The organism is Mesobacterium hydrothermale (assembly GCF_035818635.1).
Taxonomy (GTDB): domain Bacteria; phylum Pseudomonadota; class Alphaproteobacteria; order Rhodobacterales; family Rhodobacteraceae; genus Mesobacterium_A; species Mesobacterium_A hydrothermale.
This window is the reverse complement of sequence record NZ_JAYLLH010000026.1, coordinates 37,505-61,406: the sequence shown is the minus strand read 5'-3', so window position 1 is coordinate 61,406 and position 23,902 is coordinate 37,505. Positions and strand designations below refer to the sequence as shown.

The following is a 23,902-nucleotide window of genomic DNA, read 5'->3' as shown; positions in this document are numbered from 1 at the left end:
GGGCTGCGTCTCGGACGACTATGTCGAGTTCCTCGAGCGGTTCGAGCCCAACGTCGACTGGCCGGCGATGCGCGCACAGCTGGCCGCGGCGATCGAGGTCGGATCGGGCGGTCGGGGGTCGCTCGAGGTGTGTAGCTTCGAGGACGAGTTCACGCACAAGCAAGCGCGCGACATGCGCTTCATCTCGTTGCTGAACATCCCCGAAGACGTCATGGAAAACTGCGAGCCCGGCCTGCCGCATATCAATCCCTCGGTGCCGCTGCGCATGGCGCCGCCGCCGAAGCTGCACGGCATGGTACTGGGCGGGTCGAACTCGATGCTGCAGGGCGGCTGGGTCAACCTGCTGCGCCGCGACTTCGGCCCGCTGGCCGAGATCACCAACCTGTCGGTGGGCGCCTGCACCACGCTGATGGGGCTGTTCCGGTTCCTGTCGATGCCCAACCGACCAACCGAAGCGGCCGTGTTCTGGGAATACGGCATCAACGAATTCAACCACCTGCAAAACGGGCAGTCGCTGGAAACGATGCTCTACCATGTGGAATGGCTGATCCAGCTGTGCATCCGTGAACGCCGGCCGCTGATCCCGGTGGTGATGCGCACCCAGTATCAGGCCGGCCTGGCCGAGGACCCCTACCTGCCGCACCTGCGCAAGCTGTTCAACAGCTACCGGGTGCCGATGCTGGACGTGCACACGCTGCTGACGGTGATGGCGCGCGGCGCGCCCGATCTGGTCCAGTGGTATTCCGACGACGCCCATTACAAGGTCGACGGCCCGCTGCCGCAGCGGGTGGCAGAATACGCCATGGTGATGCACCGCCAGGCCCGCCCGCCGGTGCAGCGCCCCGAGCGCGCGGCGCATTTCGACGTGCTCGACCTGACCTTGCTGCGGCCCACGGACGCCAAGGAAGAGGTGTTCGACAATTCCATCATGCGGGTGCCTTTCACCCCGTTCGGGGCCGAGCCCGAGATTGCGCTGACCGGCCGGCTCATTGGCGCGGCCATCGTCACCTCTGGCTCCGGGCCGGCGATCAGGTTTGATCTAGGCCCAGGCAAGGTCCTGAGGTCGATCTCGACCCAGGTCGACTACGGCTCCGGCACCCCGACCCGCCAGTTGCGCCAGCTGGTGCTGTCGGATGTCGGCGACGGCGCGGAAGTGGCCGAACGTGTCGTGGTCCGCGCCGTGACCCCAACGAGAAAGCCCCAGCAACAAACCATGTTTTGCTGGAAGGCCCCCGATGAAAAGGCCCCTCCCGCGCTTGACGGCAACGGGCTCGCAGCGCTGATCTGCGAGACTGCACGGGCCTGATACGCAAGACATTGATTAAAGGAACAGACCCCATGATTACCCCAATCCTGCTTTGTGGCGGTTCCGGCACCCGGCTGTGGCCCCTGTCGCGCAAGAGCTTTCCCAAGCAGTTCACCGACGTGGTTGGCGACGAAAGCCTGTTCCAGGCCTCGGCCCGTCGGTTCGCCGGCGACGGCTTTGCCGCCCCGGTGGTGGTGACCGGCGATGCCTTCCGCTTCATCGTCTCAGAACAGCTGGATGAAATCGGCGTCACCCCCGCCGGCATCATGATCGAGCCCGACGGCCGCAACACCGCACCGGCGGCGATCGCCGCGGCGCTTTACGCCGCCGAGATCGACCCCGAAACGCTGATCCTTCTGGTGCCGTCCGACCACGCGGTGGCCGATCCCGAAGCCTTCCGCAAGGCCGTGGCCCAGGGCCGCGTCGCCGCCGAGGAAGGCCGCATCGTGACCTTCGGCATCGCCCCGGCCCGGGCCGAAACCGGCTATGGCTGGCTCGAGGCGGGCGCTGCCACCCATGACGGCGTGCATGTGCTCAACAAGTTCATCGAAAAGCCCGACGCCGCGCGCGCCGAGGCACTGTTCGCCGACAAGCAGAACATGTGGAATGCCGGGGTGTTCCTGGCCCGGGCCTCGGACCTGATCGAGGCGTTCAAGACTCACGCGCCCGACATCCACGACACCGTCAAGGCGGCGATGCAGGCGGCGCGCAAGGACCTGGGCTTTACCCGCATCGACCCGGCGCTCTGGGCCCGGGTGCCCGAGGATTCGATCGACTACGCGGTGATGGAAAAGGCCCCCAACGTCAGCGTCGTGCGCTTTGACGGGCACTGGTCGGACCTGGGCAGTTGGGAATCGGTCTGGCAGGAATCCGACAAGGACGCCGCCGGCAACGCCGTGTCCGAGCACAGCACCGCCTATGACTGCGAAAACACCCTGCTGCGGTCGGAATCTCCCGAAATCGAACTGGTCGGTATCGGGCTGAAGAACATCGTCGCCGTCGCCACCCGCGACGCGGTGATGGTGGCCGACACCTCTGACAGCCAGAACGTCAAGAAGGCCGTGAAGGAACTCAAGGCCCGCGGCGCCAAGCAGGCAACCGCGTTCCCGACCGACCACCGCCCCTGGGGCTGGTTCGAAAGCCTGGTGATCGGCGACCGGTTCCAGGTCAAGCGGATCCACGTCCACCCCGGCGCGGCGCTGTCGCTGCAATCCCACCACCACCGGTCCGAGCACTGGATCGTGGTGCAGGGCACCGCGCGGGTCACCATCGACGACACCGTCAAGCTGGTGAGCGAGAACCAGTCGGTCTACATCCCACTGGGCGCGGTGCACCGGATGGAAAACCCCGGCAAGGTGCCGATGGTGCTGATCGAGGTCCAGACCGGCTCCTACCTGGGCGAGGATGACATCATCCGCTACGAAGACGTCTACGCCCGCAGTTGATCGGCGACAGGGAAACGACGGCCATGAAGAAGCTCGATCCAGGCCCACCTTTGCACCACTCCGGTGTCCTGCGCACCAGCATTGTCGGCCCCTACCAGGGGACCGATCGCCGGATCGTCGACTATGGTCAGGTCATGCTGGCCGGCCATGCCTTCCGGGGGCCGATCCCGGACCAGATGTATACCCGCAACAAGATCACCTTTCTTGGGGCGGCGCAGAGGAAACCTTCCTGCACGATTTGCTCGTGACCCGCCTCGGGCATCAGGATCTGACCGTCGTCACCTACGAAAACCTTGATGTCGGGCAGGTCGTCGCCATGCTTGAAGACCGGTTGGCCATCCGCGCGCGCAAGGGCGCAGATACGCTCGCCACCAACCTGCTGCGCGATGAGCGGACGCTGGACTTCGCCGGACGTTTCCTGGCTGACTACAAGGCATCATACCGCGCCCGGGAAAAAAAGACCCATGTCGCGTTGCAGGTCACGGTTGACCCGGTGTCGCTGAAAATCGGCCGCAACGTCGCCCCTGATGCCGTGACATTGGACTGACCCCCAGGGGGGGCAGGTCCAACGCGCGCCGCTCAGGCAGCAACGCCGCTACGCCCGCAGCTGATCGCGGATCTCCGACACCCGGTCGCGCGCCACAGTGCGCGCGGCCCGCACCTCCTCGGGCACCGCGGTGCCGGTTTCGGCAAAGCGGGTGACGTACCAGTCGGTCGCCGCGAGGTAGGCGGCCTGCTCTGCCACCTCGGCCTCCAAGGTGGCCACGGTCGCGGCCCGGGCCTTGTCCTCGGCGCTGACCATCCGGCTCATATCGATATTGCTCATGGCGTGCTCTCCTCGGGCAAGGGACCGAACGGCGGCAGCGCAACCGGCCCGTCGGTCGTGATGGTCAGGGGATGCGGAAACCGGGTTTCGTCGGGGGCCCCGGCCCCATGTGGCAACCGCAGGGTCAACCGCAGGTCCCCGCCCTGGCGCTCGACGTCAGAGATCAGCCAGTCGCAGGCCACCGCCTCGCGCGGCAGGCTTGCCCCTTCGGGCAGGGCGGTGAAATCGAAGGCTTCGCCGTTGATGATCAGCACATCGCCGGTCACCGCCAGCGTGTAACGATCATCTCTGCGCACCGGGGATAGCTCGATCTTCATGGGGGGATCTCCTTAAAACCAGCGGCCTTGTACGCAAAAGCGCAATGTGTCCTTGTACGCAGAGGCGTCCGCAACCCCTGCCGAATTGAGATTTATCGCAACGCTGTCGTGCGTATTGGACACGGAAATTCCCTCAATATTGCTGTAGTGCAAGGCCGCGTTGGGGGATGCCGTCCCGTCGTGACACCACGACACGACAGGTGCCGGATCAGAGACGAACGTGACCGGCAGGTTGAACGTCTGGGCGCCTGTTGCGGTCACGTCGATCAGCCGTTCGGTCCATGCAACCATGTAGCCGCTTGCATATTTTTCGTAAGATCCATTTGCATTCGCGCCAGCCTCGAAGATCGCGCCGGTTGGTGTGCCACTGCTTTCCGAAACCGCCCCGAGGATGCTGCCTTGGGTAAATATCTGGTCCCAGGTCCCCCAACTTGCCCCGGCGTCCGTTGACGACCGAACCCACATGTCAGACCCGTTGGAATGCACGAACAACTGCTGCAACCGGTTGCCACCGGTTCCGGCAAACACCTGCAAGGAAGACCCATAGGGGTTTGCGACAGGGCAATTGGCGCCGCTGGTGCTGAACCGGTAGTTGAACCCGGGCACAACGCAGTCGTCGGCATCGTTGTTCGGGGCAGGCAGCCCGCCGCCCTTGCCCAGACCAAACGCCCCGACCGTCAGCAACACGCCCAGCGTCTGGTCAAGGTTACCGGCCTGCACCGCGCTGCCTGTCAGCACGCCGCCGATCTCAGCCCCCTGCGGCACGATCACCCGGCCGCTGGCCGCCTCGGTGCGCAGCGCCTCGGTCCAGGCGCTGCCGTCGGGGCTGACCTTCAGCGCCAGGTCGTCATTGCCCGCCAGCCCGATCTCGGCCCGGCCCGACCAGCCGGTCTGGTACAACAGGCTGGCGGTCTCAGCACTGGCGGCCTTGTTGATCTTGAGCTGGTGCCCCGCCCCGTCGTGGCTGAGCAGCGTCGCCGGCGACGACACCGCCAGCCGGTTCACAAGGTCAGAGCCGGTGTTGATCCCGACCCCGGCCAGGTTGTCGGTGTCCGGCACCGGCCGGGCCCAGGCGCTGCCGTCGAACACCAGCACCTCGCCGGTGTCGCGGTCGTGCAGCAGCCATCCCGGCTGCGGTGCGACAAAGGCCCAGCCGCCGCCGCGCGCCACCGCCACCTGCCCCGCCTGCCCGTCCCAGTCGCCGGTGGCACCGGCCGCCACAAGATACCGGGCCCCGTCCCCGGGCAGGGCCGGCGGCACGGTCAGGGCGCGGCTTTCCACGCTCAGCTGCACCACCGCGTCCAGCAGATCCAGCGCGGCGTTGTGGGTGACATGCTTCTGTGCCTGGCTGGGCAGCAGATAGGGCATCGCCAGGTTGGCGGAGGTATCGGACATGCGGCGACTCCCGGTGGGTTGACTGACCGGAGCGACCCTAGGCGGGCAGGTTAAAGCAATCTTTACCCCAGCGCGCGTTGCGCGCCGGTTTGGCGGTTGCACGGTCTGGCGCCGCGCGGCATACCGATCCCAGTTCCATTCCAGACCCAAGTTGAAGCGAGACCTTTCATGTCCCCCAAATTCGGCACCAGCGGCCTGCGCGGCCTTGTCACCGAGCTGACGCCCGAGCTTGTCACCGATTATACCCGCGCCTTCCTGGCGGCCTGCCCGCAGGGCGACGGTGTGCATGTCGGCTGGGACCTGCGCCCGTCTTCGCCCGAAATCGCCGGCCATGTGATCGCGGCCATCCGCGCCGCCGGGCTGACCGCGGTCGAGGTCGGCCCGATCCCGACGCCGGCGCTGGCGCTGCGCTCGATGGCGGCGGGGCAATCGGCGGTGATGGTCACCGGCAGCCACATTCCCGCCGACCGCAACGGGCTGAAATTCTATGTCCCCAGCGGCGAGGTGTCGAAACAGGACGAGGCGGCGATCAACGCCGCCCTGGGCCAGGACTGGACCACGGCCGCGGCCCCCGGCGGGCATGAGATCGTCTCTGACACGGCGCAAACCTACCGCGACCGCTATGTCACCGCCTTCGGGCCGCAGGCGCTGGCGGGGCTGACCATCGGGGTCTATGAACACAGTTCTGTGGCGCGCGACATCCTTGCCGACACCGTCGAGGCCCTGGGCGGCACCGCGGTGCGGCTGGCGCGGTCCGACATCTTCATCCCCGTCGATACCGAGGCGGTCGATCCCGACACCCGCGCCCAGCTGGCCGGCTGGTGTGCCGAACACGGGCTCGATGCGCTGATCTCGACCGATGGCGACGCCGACCGCCCGATGCTGGCCGATGCCGCCGGCACGGTGATCCCGGGGGATGTTCTGGGCGCGCTGACCGCCCGCGCGCTGGGGGCCAGGGTGCTGTGCACGCCGGTATCATCGAACGGCCAGATCGCCGATATGCCCGTGTTCGACACGATTCACCGCACCCGCATCGGCTCTCCCTTCGTGATCGCCGCGATGGAAGAGGTGCTGGCCGCCGATCCCGCCGCGGCGGTTGTCGGCTACGAGGCCAACGGCGGCTTCCTGCTGGGTTTTGACGCCACCGGCCCCGCCGGACCGATCGCGCCGCTGATGACCCGCGATTGCCTGCTGCCGCTGGTCGCCCCGCTGGCCGAAGCCCGGGCCCGCGGCCAGAGCCTGGCCGCGCTGGTGGCCGACCTGCCGCCGCGCTTCACCGCCGCCGACCGGGTGCAGGAGGTGGCGACCGAGAAATCCAAAGCCCTGATCACGGAACTGACCGGCAGCGCCGCGGCGCGGGCGGCGTTTTTCACTGGTGTCGGGGCGGAACAGTCCCTGGATCTGACCGACGGCCTGCGCGTCACCTTCGACGATGGCTCGGTGGTGCACCTGCGCCCCTCGGGCAACGCCCCGGAATGCCGCTGCTATGCCGAGGCCGCCTCGACCGCCCGCGCCGAAGAGCTGGTCACCGCGCACCTGGCCCTGATCAAGGCACGGCTGGGCGGCTGACGCCGCCAGCGCGGCCTGTCTTAGCGCAGAAAGCCGATGCTGTAGGCCGGCTGGCAGTTTTCCTTGTCGAGATAGGCCGCCAGCGCGGCGGGCTCGGGCTGCTGCGTGGTCCTGGTTTCAGACGCGGCCAGCCCGCCGGTGATGAACAGCGCGTCGATGCCTTCACCCATGGCGCCTTTGATGTCGGTGGCGATGCCGTCACCGATGGCCAGGATCCCGGCGGTGTCGGCCGATTTGCCAAGCGCCTTGAGACGGCGGCGGGCAAGGTCGTAGATCGGCCCGTGCGGTTTGCCAAAATACAGGCTCTCGCCGCCCATCTCGGTATACAGCCGCGCCAGCGCCCCGGCGCACCATTCCCGGCGCTCGCCGCGATCAACGACGATATCGGGGTTGGCGCACAGCAGTTTCAGCCCCTTCGCGCTGGCATAGGCAAAGGCCTCTTGGTTTTCCTCCAGATCGGCATGGGAATCGAACGGGCCGCAGCAGACGATGCCCTCAGCCTCTTCCAACGCGACGCGCTCGATCTCGACCGGGGTGTCGATCAGGCTCAACGGCTCGAAGAACGGTAGGTCGAAATCGGTGCCCATGAACCAGACCTTCCGTCCGACGGTGCCCTGGAACATCGCCGACCGGGCGCTGTCGCCGCTGCTGGCGATGTCGTCATAGCACTCCGCCGGCACGTTGAACCGCTCCAGCTGGCGGGCCACCTCGTGCCGCGACCGCGGCGCGTTGGTGACCAGGATCACCGTGCCCCCGGTGGCGCGATAGGCCTGCAGTGCCGCCACCGCCTCGGGGTAGCCGGTGATGCCATTGTGCACACAGCCCCAAAGGTCGACGTAAAGCGCCGGGTAACGGTCGGAAATCTCGGACAGGGATTGGATGATGCGGGTCATGAAAATCTCTCGGGATGCACGGTCAAAACAAAGGGGGCCGATGGCAGGCCCCCACCTGCGGGGATGGTATGCCGGTTGTCTAGCGTCGAAAGGAATCGACGACAACAGACCATTGCGCGCGGACCGTCGCGCCCGCAGTGCCGGCTTCCGGGTCACCAGCAGGCCCGCGGTGGGGCCACCGGGGTCAGGGTGCTGCCGTCGGGCTGCCCCGACCACCCGGCCGCGGCAGATCCGCGCCGACGGGATCGCATGTTTGGCCACAGGCTCCGAACGCAGCCAGAGGGCCGCCCGCGGCCCCCTGCCCTGCCCCAGGATCAGACCCTGTTCCGGCGCAGATCAGACCTGGATCATGTCGTCCGAAATCATGCCCAGCTGGATGTTCAGAAGCGTGACGTTCACCCCCTGATCGTCGAACACCACATCGGCGCCGGCCTGGGTCATGTGGCTGCGCGCGGCCGCATCGTCGGCATAGCCGAAGCCTTCGAAATGCAGCTCGTCCCAGGCCTCGAGGTCCAGCACCACGTGGTTGCCACCCTCGGCGGTGTCGAAGATGAACCAGTCCGACAGCCGCCCGCCGGCCAGGGTATTGTCCCCTGCCCCGCCGCGCAACTCGTCGTCCGAGCCCAGGCTCTTGATCCAGTCGGTCGTGTCCTGCCGGGTGTTGTTGATGAATTCCGTGCTTTCGGAAAAGCCCAGCACCACCTGCGACCGCGTCGTGCCGCTGTCCAGCCGCCCGGTCCAGTCGGCCAGCCCGCCGGCGTCGGCGGCGCGGCCCAGCACGTTCTGATACAGCAGTTCGACGAACTGGGCGTTGGTCAGCGCGCCATAGGTGTTCTGGAATTCCTGGCTGTTGACAAAGCCGGTGACGGTGTTGACCAGCGGCGTGCCATCCGCCAGCCGGTCGATCCAGTCGAGGAAGCCGCCCCGGTCGGGGTCCCGGTCCAGCGTGGCGCGGTAGACGCGATAGACCTCGTCCGACCAGGTCTGTTCATTGGCGTTGCGGGCAAAGCTGGCGGCCTCGGCGGCGGTGTTGGCCTTGAACTCGGTGCTTTCGGAAAAGCCCACGACCACCTGCGCCCGGGTTGCGCCGCCATCCAACTGGCCGACCCAGCCCGCCAGCCCGCCGGCATCGGCGGCGCGGCCCAGCACGTTCTGGTACAGCAGCTCGACGAACTGCGGGTTGTCCAGCGCGCCATAGGTGGCCTGGAATTCGGCCGAGTTGACAAAGCCCCCGGCCGCACCGCGGATGTCGACGTCGCCGGCATAGATCCGCCCGGTCCAGTCCAGGTGGCCGCCGATGTCGGGCGCGCGGCCCAGCGTGGCCTGGTACAGGCGATAGACCTGCGCCGCTTCGCCCGGGGCATAGGCCGCAACCCAATGATCGCCGACCAGCAGGTCGTTGCCCGCCTCGCCCAGCAGCAGATCGGCGCCATAGCGCCCCACCACCGTGTCATCGCCGCCATTGGCCAGGAACCGGTTCGCCCCGCCATCGCCCAGCAGGATGTCGCCGCCATCGCGCGACCCGCGCGCCCATTCCACCCCGCTGAAGGTGGTGGTGAAGGCCGCCCCGTTCCAGTCGCCGGTGGCCTGCCCCGCCTCGAGGTCCAGCTCGATCGGACCGACGCCCGACCGGTCATAGCGCAGCTCGTCGGTGCCGCCGCCGGCGTTCACCGTGTCGTTGCCGCCTTCAAGGATGAAGCGCTGATAGGCGGCATCCGACCCGACGATCAGGTCGTTGAACCGGGTGGCGCGGATCTCGGTGATGTTGTCGACGCCGATCAGCGTGTCGGTCCCGCCGGTGCCATCGTTCGACACCAGCCCGTTGCCCAGGTTCATGGCGATGCCGTTGCTGCCGTTCCACATGTTGTAGTTCAGCCGGAGCGTGCCGTTGTGGGCCAGCACCTCGATCGTGTCATTGCCTTGCAGAGCCGCCACTTCCAGCCAGCCGTCGTCGGACGGGGTCAGCACGAAACTGTCGCCAAAACGGGTGCCGGACAGGCCCAGCCCGTCGGCGCCCATCGCCGCCTCCGGGTCGATCAGCGTGGTGCGCCCGCCCGCGGCCTTGTCGATGGTGGCGGTGTTGGCCGGGCCGTTCAGAACCGCGGTGATCGCGCCGCTTTGCAGGTCGCTGTGATCGATGTCGACATAGCCCAGCTGCACGTCGCTCAGGTCGACGGTGTCGGTGCCTTCGCCCGGCATGACATAATCGTATTCCACGTTGCTGTCGCCGGTGCGGATGGAATCGTCGCCGTCGCCACCGAACAGGTTGTCGATGCCAAAGCCGCCGATCAGCGTGTCGTTGCCCGCGCCACCGATGAACCGCATGCCGCTGCTGCCGCCGGCATTGGTCATGCTGTCGTCAAAGGCGCTGCCCTCGATGGCGTTGATGTTGCTGAAACTGTCGGTGAAGCCCTGGGTGTCGACCACCGTGCCGGTCGCGACATTGGCCACGATGCCCGAGCCGGCGCCGTTGTACCAGTCGGGCTCATAGGCATAGACCAGCTGGTTGACACCGGCGCTGCCGCCGCCGTCGATCGTGTCGTTGCCCGCCAGCCCGGCAAAGCCTTCCCAGATGTCGTCGTCGCCACCGGTGATGTTGTCACCGTCCTGCGAGCCTTCAAAGAAGTTCACGTAAAGAAAGCTGTCACTGACCGCGCCCGGCATGCCGCTTTCGGTCGAGCCGGAGCCGTTGCGCCCCGAAGTGATCGTGACCCCGCCAATGCCCGACAGCTCGCCATAGCTCAGATCAAGCCCCTCACCCAGCTGCCACAGCCCGGCATGGCCGATGATGGTGTTTTCGCCCAGGCCCGGGCGCACGTAGTCGCCCCAGCTCTGGCTTTCGGCCGACCCGCCCGACGCATCCAGCATGTCGTCGCCGATCCCGCCATACAGGCGGTCGCGCCCGGCACCGCCCGACAGCTCGTCATCGCCCGCCCCGCCGTACAGCCGGTCGTCGCCGTCGTCGCCGAACAGCGTGTCATCGCCCGCGCCGCTGCGCAGGGTGTCGTCATAGGGGCTGCCGTCGATCAGCATCGCCCGGGTCACGCCGGTGAACGTGTCGCCCAGGTCGATGCTCTCGTTGCTCTGGCCACCGTCAAAGGAGATGTCCTGAAGGTTGAACAGCGCGTTCATCGGCGCCGGGTTGCCAGCGTCGATCAGCGCAACCAGCCCTTCGATGAACGCCTGGAAGCTCCAGCTGATGTTGGACGCGCTCAGCACCTGGTGGCCCTGGTCGTCATACAGGTCCCAGTCGGTCAGGGTACCGGTCAGGGTAGTGTTGGGATCCAGCGGCAGGCCGGTGCCGGTAAAGACCGAGCGATAGCCGTTGCTCGGGTTCTCGATCGTGATCTCTTCCGTCGAGGTGGCGATCACCGACGGGTTCACCGAATTGCTGGTGGTGTTCAGAAAGGCATCGACAAAGACATCGTTGCCGCGCGGATTGCCAAAAAAGTCGATCAGCATGGTCTGGAACCTCCTCTTCCCGGTGTGACCCCGGGTGACCCCTTATTCCCTGCAAGAAAACACGGTTTTCCCTGTCCTCTCAAGGACAAAGCAAAAGGGCCCCATCACGTTTTTCAGCCCCGGACCCGGGGCGGTCGTGTCAGGCCAACTGGAAATGCGCCGCGTCCAGCTCGGTCACGGCCACGTTCAGCAGGCGCAGGGTGACATTGTCATCGACAAACACCGCATCCGCCCCCGACTGGGTGAAATGCGCCAGCGCCTCGCTGGTCTGGATATAGCCAAAGCCTTCCAGGTGCAGCTTGTCCCAGTCCTCGAAATCGCCGATCACCGTGTCGGAACTGACCGCCGCACCGGCCTGCGAGGCAAAGACGAACAGGTCCGACAGCGCGCCGCCATACACCACCTGGCCGCTGCCCGCGCCCGGCTCCAGCCGGTCGTCGGTGCCCAGGCCCCGCACATAGCTGACCAGCGCCGCATCGGTGGCGGCGATGAACTCGCCGCTCTGGGCGAAACCACGCACCACTTCCTCGCGCGAGGTGCCTGCCGCCAGTTGCCCGGTCCAGTCCGCCAGCCCCGCCGCATCGGCGGACCGGTTCAGCACGTTCTGGTACAGCAGCTCGACGAAATCGCTGTCGCTGAGCGCGCCATAGGTGGTCTGGAACTCGGTCGAGGCGACAAAGCCGGTGACCACCGACAGGTAGGCCCGGCCGCTGCCCAGCTGGCCGATCCAGTCCAGCAGCCCCGACAGGTCCGGCGCCCGGTCCAGCGTCGCCTGGTACAGCCGGAACACGTCGTCGGTCCAGGCCGACGGCGTGTGGCCCTGGGCATAGCTGGCCGCGTCGCCCGCGGTGGCGGTGATGAACTCGGGGCTTTCGGAAAAGCCGATCACCACCTCGGCGCGCGAGGTGCCGGTCTCCAGCTGGCCCACCCAGCCCGCCAGCCCGCCGGCATCGGCCGCCCGGCCCAGCACGTTCTGATACAACAGTTCGACGAACTGGGTGTTGGTCAGCGCGCCATAGACGGCCTGGAATTCGGCCGAGTTGACGAAACTGCCCGCCGCGCCCTGAAGATCGGTGTCGCCGCACAGGATCTGCGTCACCCAGTTCAGGTGGCCGCCGCTGTCCGGCGCGCGGTCCAGCGTTGCCTGGTACAGCCGATAGACCTGCCCCGACAGCGCGGCGTGGTACGTCATCTCGATATCGTCGCCATACAGCGTGTCGTCCAGCGTGGCGCCGGTCAGCGTGTCCATCCCGCCCTTGCCGATCAGCATCTGCGCCGTGCCGCCGGTGCCCAGCACGATTTCGCTCAGGCTGGTGCCCATGATGCAGGACGCAAACGCCACCGCGTCGCCCGCGATGCCATCAAGCTTGAGGTTCTCGGCCCCCATGGTAATGGCATGCGCCAGCGCCCCGGTGATGCCGCTGCCCGCGAAGCTGACGGTATAGCTGCCCGCCGGCAGCACCATCTGGTAGCCGCCCGAAGACCAGCTTGTGGTGCTGAAGGTGCCCTGCGTCCCGACCGCGGTGACGGTGATGCCCGCCAGCCCCTCGCCCATGTCATAGAACCGGTCGCCGTCGTTGTCAGCGATCACCACCCCCACCAGTTGCGACTCGTACCCCCCGCGAGAGCCGAAATCCTGGGTGACGACATAGGGCCCGACCTGGGTGGCGCTGCTGGTTTCCTCCAGCGCGGCGATGCCGACCTCGGTATAGCGGCTGTTCATGATCGTTTCGCGGTGGCCCGCCGGATCCTGGATGCCGTCGCCGTTGGTCTTCCAGTTGGAAATCAGCGTGCCGCTGGCGGGGTCGAAATCGCTGGCGTCAAACCCCCAGTCGATGAAGAACCCGGCATGGCCGAACACCGGATCATCGGTAAAGGCATAGACGTTTTCGCCAAACGCATAGCTGCGCGCGCCCTGAAGATAGCCGGTGGCAACGATCCGGTCGCCCAGGTCGGCCTCTCCGGGCAGTTGGTGCGACTGGGTGTCGGCGGCGATCATCGCCTCGGAATGGTCCTTGGCGGCCTCGGTCAGATCGGTGTTCCAGGCCAGCGGCGCCACGGCGGTCAGGCTGGCGATCTGGCTTTGCAGCGCGGCCATATCGACGCCGAAATAGCTCAGCGCGTTGGTGATGTTGCCTTGCACCCCGGTGCCCGCCGCGGCATCGGCGATCAGCGCGGCGAATTCCCCTTGCGGGTCGGTGCGGGCGCGGTTCAGCAGTTCCAGCATCGCCTGTTCGAAATCGGTGGGGGTATAGGTCGCTGTGGGAATCGGGTATTCCTTGAACGGATCAGGCGCGGATCGGCCGGGGCGCTGTCCGCTGGCCGTTTCGCGGGGCCACCAGACATTTTCGACAGGTCCATCAGGACCATGGCCGACCGGGTTTTTCAATAGTCGAACATGGCATCGGACAAATCGTCCAGCCCCGCACCGACCAGCCGGGCGCTGACCCCGCCGTCGCTGAACAGCACATCGCCGCCCTGCACCGACAGATGGGCCCGGACATCGGCGGCGCTGTCATAGCCGAAGCCCTCGAACCGCAGCATGTCCCAGGGTTCGAGATCGGCCACCACGTGATGGCCGCCGGTTCCGGCGCGAAACACGAAGCAATCCGACGCCACCCCGCCGGCCAGCGTGTTGACCCCGCCACCGCCGTCCAGCGTGTCGTCGATCCCCAACCCGCGCAGCCAGCCCGCCAGATCCGCGCGGGACGCGGCAATGAACTCGGGGCTTTGGGCAAAGGACTCGACCACCTGCGCCCGGCTCCAGCCCTCGATCCCCAACCGGCCCAGCCAGAAGAACAGCCCGCCGGTGTCGGGGGCGCGGTCCAGCACGTTGCGATAGAGCAGGCTGACAAAGCTGATGTTGTCGGTGGCGCCATAGGTCTGCTGGAACTCGGCCGAATTCACAAAGCCCGCCACCGCGCTGCCAAAGGGCAGGCCCTGCCCCAGCTGCGCGGTCCACGACAAGAACCCCGCCGCATCCGGATCGCGGCCCAACGTCGCCTGATAGAGCCGGAACACATCGTCCGAGCACTCTGCCTGCAACCCCGCGAAACTGACCGACAGCGCCGCCACTGCGGTGCCGGCCCTGAACTCGGTGCTTTCGGAAAAGCCCAACACCACCTGCGCCCGGCTGGTGCCGCCGTTCAGCAGGCCCACCCAATGCGCCAGCCCGCCGGCATCGGGGGCGCGGTTCAGCACGTTCTGGTACAGCAGGCCGACAAAGGCGCTGTTGCCGGTCTGGCCATAAACAGAGACGAATTCGGCGCTGTTGACAAACCCCGCCGCGACCTGCGCCAGGTCGCGTGTGCCCGCCATCAGCCGCCCGGTCCAGTCCAGCAGCCCGCCGGTGTCGGGGGGGCGGTCCAGCGTCGCCTGGTAGAGCCGGTACACCTGTCCGGCGGCGGCGTCGAACAGCGGGGCGCGGGCCTCTCCCAGCAGCCAGTCATCGCCGTCCTGGCCCTGCAACAGATCGCCCGCCGCGCCGCCGATCAGCGTGTCGTTGCCACCCCGGCCTTCCAGGAAATCCACCCCGCCGCCGCCTTCCAGCACCAGGTTCTCGGGCGGCAGCGGCGCGGTCGAGAGATGCCACAGGTTGCGCAGGTCGCCGATGTCGAAATCGCGCGCCGACAGGCTGCGGCCGTCGGCGCTGCGCACCACCAGCAGATCGTCGCCCAGCCGGATCTCGGCACCCTGGGCGGTGGCGCGGATGTCCAGCGCCGCGACGGTGTAGAACCGCCCGACGGTGGACAGGTCCAGCCGGTCGAGACCGCGTTCGAAATCGGTGATCGTGTCGGTGGTGCCGTCGTTGGACAGCACGAACAGGTCCGCCCCCGTCCCGCCGGTCAGCACATCGGACCCGGCCCCGTCCCACAGCACATCCTCGCCCGGACCGCCCGACAGCGTGTCATTGCCCAGCCCGCCGACGATCTGGTCGCGCCCGGCGCTGCCGTCATGGCGCGCCCCGGCGTTGCCGACATGCACGCTGACCCCGATCGCGCCAAGATCGACCCGCAGGTGGCTGATCCCGGCACCGGTGTCGCTCTGGCTGGCGGGCAGCTCGCCCGCGACGAACACCGCCAGCGCCGCATCCGCCGCGCCGCCCAGCGACGCCAGCGCCAGCGCCGACGGATCGCTCAGCGCCAGGGCGGTGTCGTCGGCCACCTGCGCCAGCTGCACCAGCCGCCCGCCCGGCAGCAGGGTCAGCAGGCTCAGCCCGTCGTCCGAGCCGCCCGCAACAATATACGTTTGGCCATGAACAGAGACTGTTTTCAGCACCGACACCCCGGCGAACCGGGTGGTCAGGTCATCGCCCGCCTGGTCGGTCAGCTGCAGGCTGCCATCGGGCCGCAGCGCCAGAACCGACAGCGTACCGCTGCCCGCCGCGCCCACCAGCACATAGGCCTGCCCCGCCACCGTCGCGGTGGCCAGCGCCACCGGCGTGTCGATATAGAGCCCGTCGCGCGGATCGACCCGCGCGGTCACCCCCAGCCCGGCCAGCGGATCGGCGCGCAACACCGTCAGGCTGTTGCCCGCCGCCGACAGCGCCAGCACGAAATCGCCCCCACCGCTGCGCAGATGCGCCAGCGCCGTCACGTCGCCGGCGGCAAAGCTGGGATCGCGGGCCTGCGCCCCCACCGGCACCAGCCGCGCCTGGGTGCCGGCCTGCTGCCACAGGGTGATCCCGGCACCGTTGCGCAACGCGGTGACATGCAGCACCTGCCCGCCCGCCGCGGTGAAGGACGCCAGCGCCGTCACCGCGTCCGGGCCCAGCCCGTCCAGCGTCAGCGCAAACCGGTCGCCCAGCGTGCCGTCGGCGGCCAGCCAGCGGCCCTCGATCTGCTGGCCATAGCGCCCCGGCGTCAACAGCGCGGCACCGCCCGACACCGGCGCCGGCACCAGGTCGCGCGGCGCCGACAGGCCCGCGCCGCTTTCGCTGAAGATGTCGTAATCGCGCGGCGCCAGCCCGCGCGCGGGGTCCAGCACCATCACCCCGCCCTGCCCGGCCGTACCGACATAGAGCCGCATATCGGCCCCCGCGCCCCGCACCATCAGCGCGCTGATTGCGGTCAGGTAGGCCTGCGGCCCCTCCGTCCGCGTGTTGATATGTGTAAACGCCACCACGGCCTGCGCGACCCCGATCCCCGGTTGCCCGCCCCCGCCGGACAGGCTGGGTCGTCCCGGCGGCGGCGGCGCGCAAGCTTGGCGGCGAAACCGCGGCGTTTGCCGACAAGACCGCTCAAATTGCCACGGTTGCGCGGGGTCCGTTTCTCGGGCATGAGCAGGCGATGCCGACCCCGTCCGCCCCTCCGTCCGTCTCTTCCGACACCTCGGCCCGCAGCGCGCTCCGGCGGGCGCGGTTCACCATCGTCCTGGGCGCCTATAACGGCGAAAAGTGGCTGGCCGACCAGCTGGCGTCCTACAAGGCGCAGACCGACACCGCCTGGGATCTGTGGGTCAGCGACGACGGCTCGACCGATGCCACCCGCGACATCATCCGCGCCTTCGCGGCCGAGGTCGGCCCCGATCACGCGGTGCGGCTGATCCGTGGGCCGGGGCAGGGCTTTGCCACCAATTTCCTGTCGGCGCTGTGCCACCCCGAGTTTCCTGCCGGGCCGGTGGCGCTGTCGGACCAGGACGACGTCTGGCATCCCGGCAAGCTGGCCCATGCCCGCGCCGGGCTGGGCACCGGGGGGCCGGTGACGATCTATGGCGGGCTGCTGCGGATGACCGATGCCGGGCTGCAGCCGATCGGCCGGTCACACCCGCCGAAACGCCCCCCCGGATTCGGCAACGCCCTGGTGCAGAACGTGGTCAGCGGCAACAGCCTGGTGCTCAGCCCCGGCGCGCTGGCGCTGGTGCGCCGGGTCGGCGTGCCGGCAGGTGTGCCCTATCACGACTGGTGGCTGTACCAGCTGGTCAGCGGGGCTGGTGGGTCGGTGGTGATCGACCCGCGCATCGTTGTCGATTATCGCCAGCACGGCCAGAACACCATGGGCGCGCATCGCGGGTTTGCCGCCACGCTGGAACGCGCGATGCAGGTGCTGGGCCGGGACTATGGCAGCTGGATCGCCACCAACATCGCCGCGCTGCAGGCCGCCGAAAACGAACTGACCCGCCGCAACCGGGCCCGGCTGCGGGCGCTGACGGCGGTGCCGGTGCGGCCCGGGCTGGCGCGGATGCGGGCCTTTGCCCGCGCCGGGATCTATCGTCAGACCCGGCTGACCACGCTGGCACTGTATATCGCCGCGGCCCTGGGGCGGGTCTGATCCAGAGTCTGTTTGCCTGCTACAGGGTCTGAAACGGCCCCGCGCAGCAGACTCTGTTTCGCGCGCGAAACGTTTCAGGTGTCGGTCGCCATGTTGCGCTTGTGATGGGCGATGGCTTCCTCGACATCGTTGTAAAAGATCAGGTTGCCGTTTTCCAGAACCACGGCCGCATCACACAGTTCGCGTACCTGGCTCATCGAGTGGGTGGCGACCACCGCGCCCGAACGTTTCATCCGGTCGAGGAAGATCTCGCTGCTGCGGGCGCGGAACGCGGCATCACCGACCGCTGTGATTTCATCGACCAGGTAGGTGTCAAAGCCAATGCCCATCGACACGCCGAAGGCCAGCCGCGACCGCATCCCCGAGGAATAGGTCCGCAACGGGAGGTGGAAATGCACTCCCAGCCCGGCAAAATCCTCGACAAACCCCACCAGCTCGTCGCAGTCCACGCCATAGATCCGGGCGATGAACCTGGTGTTCTGCGCGCCGCTCAGATCGGCGTGGAACGAGCCGGCAAACCCCACAGGCCAGGAAATCGACCCGGTCGATACGATCCGCCCCGAGGTTGGGTCCTGGGTGCCCGCGATCATCTGCAGCAGGGTCGATTTCCCGGCTCCATTGCGTCCCATCAGCGCCACCGAACGCCCGGTGGGAAAAACCATGTTGACGTTGTCCGCGACGACCTTGCGCTTGCCATCCATCGAGAAGATCTTGGTCAGGTTTTCCAGCCGGATCATGCCTGCGCCCCGCTCAGCGGCGGTCCTTGACCGAGTAATAGATCATCACCCCGATCGACCAGCCCAGGAACAGGAACAGCGAAACCAGGAACAGCAGCGTGGTGCGCTGCGGGTATTTCGGTGTCTCGGCCAGCGTCGGTTCCAGATAAGCGGCAAGATAGCGGCTCTTGCGGCGGGATTCGGCCAGCGCGGCATCATAGGCCCCCAGCGCCGACAGGTAGGCGCGTTCGGCAAATTCGCGATCGACCACCAGACGTTCGTATTCGCCGACGATATCGGCCATCGCGCGTTCGCCATTGGCCGGGTCGGTGCTGCGCACCCCCAGCTTTTCGCGTTCGGCAGCGATCCGGGTCTCGATCACCTGCAACCGGCGCTGCGCCTGTTCCAGCCGCGGGTCGCCGTCGCGCACGCTTTCGCTCAAAAGGTCGATCTCGATGATCGCCTCGGCCTGTTGCGCCTGCAAATTGCCCAGCAGCCCGGCCTGGCTTTGCAGGTCGATCTCGGGGTTGATGATCTGGTTTTCGTTGCGGAACCGGGTCACGGTTTCGCGCGCTTCCTTCAGCCGCTCCAGCGCGGTGTCCAGGTCTTCGCGGGCGTAGGAAATCGAATCCTCGCGCGCAACCGAACTGAGTTCGTTGACCAGGTCGGAACTGCGCTCGAACAGCTTCTGGGCAATCAGGTGGGCATCGTCGGCGGAAAACGCCCGCACCTCGATATCAAGCAGCCCCGAACCGGTGCCGAAAGACAGCCGCACCATCGAGTTCCAGTACTCCACCAGTTCCTCGATCGAGGCATCTTCGGGCAGAGCAAAGATCACGTCCTGCGATGGTTTCGACCAGATCGCCCTCAGGTCGATCTCGGAATCAAGATCGCGCACCAGGCGCTGGCTCTGGACGTATTCGTACAGGATGTCGGTGTCGTTCGAGCTCGACCCGGAAAGCTTGCTGAGCCCGCTGAGCATTTCCAGCGCCGAGCTATTTTCCTCGCGCCGGACGGAAAAGCCCATGCGCGACGCGTATTGGTCGGCCGCGATCTCCCACAGATAATAGCCCGTACCCCCGGCGGGCAACAGCACGCACAGCACGAAGCTGAGCATCACCAGAGAATGCCGCAACCGACGATAGGCCGGCGACACCGGCGGCGCGACACCGGTCGCGGCGGGCTGGGCCTGCGGCTGGGCGGCAGGCGCTTTTTCTTCTTTCGGTTTGGGCGCCGAAAAATCTGGCGGCGGCGGAACCGGGCGCGGTTTCGGTGCCTCTCCGGTGTTCGGAACAAGACTGAGCGTTCCGGGTTTTTGATCAGAGGGGGTCAAATCAATATCATCATATTGGCATCGCTAAAGCGACAATGATACTACACTCATCATGGCATCGACGCCATGTCAATGATCCGGCCACGCAATGACTGTTCCAAGCGCTTCGCCCCCCAAGCTTTACAAAAGCCAGCGGTTTGCCAGCCTGCGCGCCATCGGGGCGCTGGTTCTGCGCGAAATGAGCACGAGTTACGGGCGCTCTCCCGGCGGCTATCTCTGGGCGCTGCTGGAACCACTGGCCGGGATCGCGCTGATGACGGTGGTGTTCTCGGCGGTGTTCCGCTCACCACCGCTGGGCAACAATTTCCCGATATTCTACGCCACCGGGATGCTGCCCTTCACCCTGTTCAACTCGATGCACAACAAGATCGCACAATCGCTGGGCTATTCCCGGCCACTGCTGGCCTATCCGACGGTGACCTATCTCGACGCGATCCTGGCCCGCTTCATTCTGAACGTGATGACACAGTTCATGGTCGCCTACTTGGTGTTTTCCGGGATGCTGCTGGTGTTCGAAACCCGCACAACGCTGGATCTGCCGGTCATCATCGAGGCCTTTGGCCTGACCGCACTGCTGGCGCTGGGGCTGGGCACGCTGAACTGTTATTTCTTCACCCGGTTCGAGGTCTGGCGCTTTGCCTGGTCCATCATGATGCGGCCGATGTTCATCATCTCGGGGATCTTCTTTTTGTTCGAGAACATGCCCACGCCGTACCAGCCCTACCTGCTGTGGAACCCGATGCTGCACCTGATCAGCCTGACTCGGCGGGGGTTCTACGCCAATTACGACGCCATTTACGTGTCGAAGACCTACGTGCTCGTGGTGGCGCTCTCGTCGCTGGCTTTCGGGCTGGTGCTGTTGCGGCGCCATCACCGCGACCTGCTGAACAACCGCTGACCCTGTTCAGGCCCGGTTCCGGGGCACTCCCCGCGTTACAGCACAGCCCGCAGCCGGGCCAGGACGGCGGCCTGCATCTCGGCGTTGCGCGGCCCGGCCTGCTTGCTGATCCGGGGCACGTCGGGCGCCCAGTCCTTTGGCGCCAGCCCCGCGGGCACCAGCACATTGCCGACATGGGTGGCCGGGTCGTGGCACATCTGTTCATAGGCCAGTGCCCAGCGGCGCATCCCGGTGGCGTCGCAGATCAGCCGGATCAGCAGGTTGGCCTGGTGGAAATCCGCCGCCACATGCTCGATCAGATCGGGCTTGAAGGGCACCTCGTCCTGTTCGACGGCGTGCTTGCTGGTCCATTGCTTGGTGTGCAGCGCGATCACATAGGACACCGCCTGCGCCAGCACGTCCTGGCGCAGCATGTGCAGCACCCGGACCTCGGGGAACATGCCGGTCAGCCCGGTGCGGTGCAGCATCGCCAGCTGGTCCCAGGAGGCCTTGATCGCCAGCGCCCCGGCCGGCCCGGCAAAGCGCGTTTGCAGGTACAGCATGTAGTCCGGCAGCCGGGTGATGCCCTGTTCGCGCGCATGTTTCGTGACGAAATCGTGATTGAGGAACTCTCCGGCCGGGCCCGCGACCTTGCCCTGGCGGACATAGTCGGCCAGCAGGTTCGACCCCGAACGGTTGGTAAAGGCGATCACCACCAGCGGGGTCTGGAAACACAGGCCGTCAGAGCGCCGCCGCATACCCTCTGCCCCGAACAGCCGGGTCAGGGCGGTTTCGTGCGGGCCGGGGGTGGCCAGCGTTTCAGACAGCCCCTTGCGCTGAAACAGGTCAAGCGGGCCGCGCGAGCCGGAAAAGAAACGTTTCATCCTGGATCGGTCTCCAACACGGTGTTGCGGGTGGGGGCTGGCGGGCGCCGCGCCTCCAGTACCGCCAACAGGTCGGCCGGATCAAGCCGCGGCGGGTCGGTCATCGGCAGCACCGCCCCCGGCGCGCCCGCGGCCACGGCGCGGGCCACCGCGTCGCCCTGGGCGCCAAGATCGAAGGCGATCACCGGCAGGCCGGTGGCCAGCGCCTCGTGGGTGGTAAAGGAAAACGTCTCGGGCCAGACCGACGGGATCAGCCAGGCCGACACGCCATAGCGCGCCACCAGCCCCGGCAGGTCGCGCAGTTCATAAGAGCCATGCACCCGGGCCGGGGCGGCCAGGGCGTAATCGGGGTCGATATGGCCGATCACCACCAGCCGCGCCTGTCCCGACCGGGCCAGGTCCCTGCTGAGCGCCTGCAACACGGCGGCGCCTTTCTGGGCGCCGATATTGCCAAGCGCGGCCAGCACCGGCACGCCGTCGGCGGGCTGACCCGGCGCGATACGCGGCGGCGGCGCGGGCAGGGGGTGCGGGCGCACGATCAGGCTCTGTTCCGCCTGCGGATAGGTCTGCGCGACCAGCTGGCGGCTGTTGTCGGAAAACACCGTGACGCGGGCCGCCGCCGCCATCAGCGCCCCCCAGGCGGCCTGCCAGTCGGCCAGCGCCACGCGCGCGCCGCCGGGGCGTTCATAGACATGCGCCGGGTTGTCCCCCGCCGCCGTACCCGGCAGCGGCAGCCCGTGCCAGACACCATCGGCCCCCAAGAGCGTATAGGACGGGCTGACCGGGAAGAAATCGTGGATCATCACCTCGACCGGCTGCGGATCGGGGCCGTCGTGGCCCGCCAGCCGCAACAGCAGCCCCGGCAATTCCAGCGCGTCGCGGTCGCCGACACCGCAGGAATAGATCACCCGGCGCCGGGGCAGGCGGGCGATCAGCGCCTCGACCAGGGCCAGGTCCTCGGTCAGGCCCTGGGTGATGCCCTGCGGCGCGTGCAGTTCGATCCGCCAGCGCCGGCCCTGCCCGACGCGCAGCACCACCGCCGCGCCGCCGCTGGCCAGTCGCTGTGCGATCTGGCCGCGCAGCCAGTGTTCGGCGCCACCGCCCATGGCATGGGCCAGGTAGACCGGCACCGCGTCCCCTGCGCTCAGCGCCGCCCAGCTCAGCCCCAGCGCCAGCCGCGCCGCGGCCAGCGGATCGGCACGGATGAAGTCCTGCACCTCGGCGTCATAGCGGGGATAGCGGCGGCGGATCTCGGCGCCGTTTCTTTCCAGCAGCCGCACCTTGTCGGCACTGCCGAAGGACTGCCCGCCGCGATGTTCGACAAACAGGTCGGTGGCACACAGGTGCACCCCGCCCAGGGCGCGGGCCTTCTGGCACCAGTCGGTTTCCTCGCCGTAGCCGCGGCCAAAGGCGGTATCGAGCTGCGGATGCGCGCGCAGGAACCGCGGCCCCAGCACCATGCAGAACCCGACCCCGGTGGGCGCGTGCACGGCCGGTTGCGGCCGCAGGCTGCGGGCGGCACGGTCCAGCGCGTCGCCCAGCCCCGCGGGCAGGTCGTGGCGGGCGCAGATCGCCGGCACGGTAAAGATCTCGGCATCGTTGGACCACGGCGTGACCGAGGCGACATCGGGATCGGCCAGCGGCGCCAGCAGCCGGGGCAACCAGCCCTCGGGCACCAGCACGTCGGAATTGACCAGCACCACCGGCAGGTCCGGCGCCAGGCCCTGCGCCACCGTCAGGCCGCGGTTGACCGTGGCGATGAAGCCCAGGTTGGCGTCGTTTTCCAGAAGGGTCACGTGGTCGGGGTGGCTGGCGGCCCAGTCCCGCAGCCAGGGCCGCACCTGCGGATCGGTCGAGGCATCCTCGATCACGATCAGCTGCCAGTCCGGGCCGCTCAGCGTCGCGATCCTCTCCAGCGCCTCGGTCAGGGTGGCGAAGGCGTTGTAGACCGGCATCACCAGCACCGCCGCCGCGCTGCCCGCGGGCGGGACCGGGCCGAACAGGGCAGAGCTGTCCATGTCGACCGCCGGGGTGGTGTCGGTCAGATAGAGCCGTTCCTTGACCACCTCGCGCGCGCCCAGATCGCCGTGGCGTTTCCAGCGCCAGATCACCGGTGCCAGCCCGGCAATCGCCAGCAGGTAAGGCAGGAACAACAGCCCCCGGCGCCACGCCACCCGGCGCGCGCCGAAGCCGGCAAAGTCGGTTTCGCCGTCGTGGCCCTTGCCCTCGGCCAGGATCGTGAAGGGGCCGGGCTCGAACGGCACATCCAGCGCGAACCCGCGCCAGTCGCTGCCGGGGCGGGCCAGTTCGGGGCGGGTCCAGACGGTGTGACGGCCCTGGCGCAGCCCGATGCGCGGCGCGGCGCTCCAGCCTTCGACATGCAGGCGGTTGCGGACCAGGGCGATGCGGTCCAGCCGGCCATGGGTCTGGCCTCCCGCCGACAACAGCGGCCCGCCGGGGCGCGCAAGGCTCAGGCAACCATCCGCGTAGCGCCGGAAAATACGCAACACTCTTCCAACTAACATCGGCAAAGGCAGGTCTCCGGCAGGTCTGGCGCTCAGGCTTACGCGGTCGGGCATCTTGGCGCAAGCAGGCCCCGGTTTCGCGCGC

Annotated in this window: 18 protein-coding genes; 7 read left to right on the top strand and 11 right to left on the bottom strand. The window is 67.6% G+C overall.

The annotated features are described in order from the left end of the window. The 4 genes from VK792_RS15510 to VK792_RS15495 all read left to right on the top strand — a co-directional run. On the top strand, positions 1 to 1,306 hold a 1,306-nt coding region (locus tag VK792_RS15510; protein WP_326298664.1), incomplete at its 5' end, for a hypothetical protein. Positions 1,307 to 1,338: 32 nt separating this feature from the next. Next, the gene (locus VK792_RS15505; protein ID WP_326298662.1) at positions 1,339 to 2,751 is read left to right on the top strand and encodes a mannose-1-phosphate guanylyltransferase/mannose-6-phosphate isomerase; all 1,413 of its coding nucleotides are present in this window, start codon (positions 1,339 to 1,341) and stop codon (positions 2,749 to 2,751) included. A 23-nt stretch (positions 2,752 to 2,774) separates the two neighbouring features. After that, positions 2,775 to 2,999, top strand: coding sequence for a hypothetical protein (locus VK792_RS15500; protein ID WP_326298660.1), 225 nt, complete (start codon positions 2,775 to 2,777; stop codon positions 2,997 to 2,999). Then, positions 2,996 to 3,298: a hypothetical protein gene (locus VK792_RS15495; RefSeq protein WP_326298659.1), complete on the top strand. Its 303-nt coding sequence runs from the start codon at positions 2,996 to 2,998 to the stop codon at positions 3,296 to 3,298. Before VK792_RS15500 ends, VK792_RS15495 begins: the two co-directional genes overlap by 4 nt. A gap of 48 nt (positions 3,299 to 3,346) precedes the next feature. On the opposite strand, the gene VK792_RS15490 is transcribed toward VK792_RS15495, so the two are convergent. Genes VK792_RS15490 through VK792_RS15480 form a run of 3 tightly spaced genes read right to left on the bottom strand, consistent with a single transcriptional unit; the run spans position 3,347 to position 5,289 of the window. Further along, positions 3,347 to 3,577, bottom strand: a complete 231-nt coding sequence (locus tag VK792_RS15490) for a hypothetical protein (protein ID WP_326298657.1) — start codon at positions 3,575 to 3,577, stop codon at positions 3,347 to 3,349. After that, on the bottom strand, positions 3,574 to 3,894 hold the full coding sequence (locus tag VK792_RS15485) for a hypothetical protein (RefSeq protein ID WP_326298655.1): 321 nt from the start codon (positions 3,892 to 3,894) through the stop codon (positions 3,574 to 3,576). Before VK792_RS15485 ends, VK792_RS15490 begins: the two co-directional genes overlap by 4 nt. Before the next feature lie 12 nt (positions 3,895 to 3,906). Continuing rightward, a complete protein-coding gene (locus VK792_RS15480; protein WP_326298653.1) occupies positions 3,907 to 5,289 on the bottom strand; it encodes a DUF2793 domain-containing protein in 1,383 nt (460 codons plus the stop codon). 168 nt (positions 5,290 to 5,457) lie between these two features. Here VK792_RS15480 and VK792_RS15475 point away from each other — a divergent pair, with 168 nt between their 5' ends. Beyond that, entirely contained in the window at positions 5,458 to 6,858 is a 1,401-nt protein-coding gene (locus VK792_RS15475) for a phosphomannomutase (RefSeq protein ID WP_326298651.1), read from the top strand. A 20-nt stretch (positions 6,859 to 6,878) separates the two neighbouring features. Here VK792_RS15475 and VK792_RS15470 read toward each other — a convergent pair whose 3' ends face one another. The 4 genes from VK792_RS15470 to VK792_RS15455 form a co-directional block, all read right to left on the bottom strand. Further along, positions 6,879 to 7,751, bottom strand: a complete 873-nt coding sequence (locus VK792_RS15470) for a TIGR01459 family HAD-type hydrolase (protein ID WP_326298650.1) — start codon at positions 7,749 to 7,751, stop codon at positions 6,879 to 6,881. Positions 7,752 to 8,087: 336 nt separating this feature from the next. After that, positions 8,088 to 11,213 (bottom strand): DUF4214 domain-containing protein, encoded by a 3,126-nt coding sequence (locus VK792_RS15465; protein WP_326298648.1) that lies wholly within the window; start codon positions 11,211 to 11,213, stop codon positions 8,088 to 8,090. Between the two features lie 139 nt (positions 11,214 to 11,352). Then, positions 11,353 to 13,602, bottom strand: a complete 2,250-nt coding sequence (locus tag VK792_RS15460; protein WP_326298646.1) for a DUF4214 domain-containing protein — start codon at positions 13,600 to 13,602, stop codon at positions 11,353 to 11,355. Beyond that, positions 13,599 to 16,334 (bottom strand): DUF4214 domain-containing protein, encoded by a 2,736-nt coding sequence (locus VK792_RS15455; RefSeq protein WP_326298644.1) that lies wholly within the window; start codon positions 16,332 to 16,334, stop codon positions 13,599 to 13,601. Before VK792_RS15455 ends, VK792_RS15460 begins: the two co-directional genes overlap by 4 nt. 167 nt (positions 16,335 to 16,501) lie before the next feature. On the opposite strand from VK792_RS15455, the gene VK792_RS15450 reads away from it, so the two are divergent. Further along, positions 16,502 to 17,482 carry a glycosyltransferase gene (locus VK792_RS15450; RefSeq protein WP_326298642.1) on the top strand — a complete coding sequence of 327 codons (981 nt, stop codon included), beginning with the start codon at positions 16,502 to 16,504 and terminating at the stop codon, positions 17,480 to 17,482. A 74-nt stretch (positions 17,483 to 17,556) separates the two neighbouring features. Here VK792_RS15450 and VK792_RS15445 read toward each other — a convergent pair whose 3' ends face one another. Further along, a complete protein-coding gene (locus VK792_RS15445; RefSeq protein WP_326298641.1) occupies positions 17,557 to 18,219 on the bottom strand; it encodes an ABC transporter ATP-binding protein in 663 nt (220 codons plus the stop codon). Between the two features lie 13 nt (positions 18,220 to 18,232). Then, positions 18,233 to 19,531, bottom strand: coding sequence for a KpsE/RkpR family capsule polysaccharide export protein (locus VK792_RS15440; RefSeq protein ID WP_326298639.1), 1,299 nt, complete (start codon positions 19,529 to 19,531; stop codon positions 18,233 to 18,235). Positions 19,532 to 19,619: 88 nt separating this feature from the next. On the opposite strand from VK792_RS15440, the gene VK792_RS15435 reads away from it, so the two are divergent. Continuing rightward, positions 19,620 to 20,429, top strand: coding sequence for an ABC transporter permease (locus VK792_RS15435; protein ID WP_326298637.1), 810 nt, complete (start codon positions 19,620 to 19,622; stop codon positions 20,427 to 20,429). A gap of 35 nt (positions 20,430 to 20,464) precedes the next feature. On the opposite strand, the gene VK792_RS15430 is transcribed toward VK792_RS15435, so the two are convergent. Continuing rightward, positions 20,465 to 21,292: a Stf0 family sulfotransferase gene (locus VK792_RS15430; protein WP_326298635.1), complete on the bottom strand. Its 828-nt coding sequence runs from the start codon at positions 21,290 to 21,292 to the stop codon at positions 20,465 to 20,467. Beyond that, entirely contained in the window at positions 21,289 to 23,817 is a 2,529-nt protein-coding gene (locus VK792_RS15425) for a glycosyltransferase (protein WP_326298633.1), read from the bottom strand. Before VK792_RS15425 ends, VK792_RS15430 begins: the two co-directional genes overlap by 4 nt. Between the last annotated feature and the right edge of the window lie 85 nt (positions 23,818 to 23,902).

Excerpts from the sequence above, each read along its gene's own strand:
- VK792_RS15425 (WP_326298633.1), bottom strand. The coding sequence starts at position 23,817 with ATGTTAGTTGGAAGAGTGTTGCGTATTTTCCGGCGCTACGCGGATGGT.
- VK792_RS15480 (WP_326298653.1), bottom strand. The coding sequence starts at position 5,289 with ATGTCCGATACCTCCGCCAACCTGGCGATGCCCTATCTGCTGCCCAGC.
- VK792_RS15490 (WP_326298657.1), bottom strand. The coding sequence starts at position 3,577 with ATGAGCAATATCGATATGAGCCGGATGGTCAGCGCCGAGGACAAGGCC.
- VK792_RS15475 (WP_326298651.1), top strand. The coding sequence starts at position 5,458 with ATGTCCCCCAAATTCGGCACCAGCGGCCTGCGCGGCCTTGTCACCGAG.
- VK792_RS15465 (WP_326298648.1), bottom strand. The coding sequence starts at position 11,213 with ATGCTGATCGACTTTTTTGGCAATCCGCGCGGCAACGATGTCTTTGTC.
- VK792_RS15445 (WP_326298641.1), bottom strand. The coding sequence starts at position 18,219 with ATGATCCGGCTGGAAAACCTGACCAAGATCTTCTCGATGGATGGCAAG.
- VK792_RS15450 (WP_326298642.1), top strand. The coding sequence starts at position 16,502 with ATGCCGACCCCGTCCGCCCCTCCGTCCGTCTCTTCCGACACCTCGGCC.
- VK792_RS15470 (WP_326298650.1), bottom strand. The coding sequence starts at position 7,751 with ATGACCCGCATCATCCAATCCCTGTCCGAGATTTCCGACCGTTACCCG.
- VK792_RS15485 (WP_326298655.1), bottom strand. The coding sequence starts at position 3,894 with ATGAAGATCGAGCTATCCCCGGTGCGCAGAGATGATCGTTACACGCTG.
- VK792_RS15435 (WP_326298637.1), top strand. The coding sequence starts at position 19,620 with ATGACTGTTCCAAGCGCTTCGCCCCCCAAGCTTTACAAAAGCCAGCGG.
- VK792_RS15505 (WP_326298662.1), top strand. The coding sequence starts at position 1,339 with ATGATTACCCCAATCCTGCTTTGTGGCGGTTCCGGCACCCGGCTGTGG.
- VK792_RS15430 (WP_326298635.1), bottom strand. The coding sequence starts at position 21,292 with ATGAAACGTTTCTTTTCCGGCTCGCGCGGCCCGCTTGACCTGTTTCAG.
- VK792_RS15500 (WP_326298660.1), top strand. The coding sequence starts at position 2,775 with ATGAAGAAGCTCGATCCAGGCCCACCTTTGCACCACTCCGGTGTCCTG.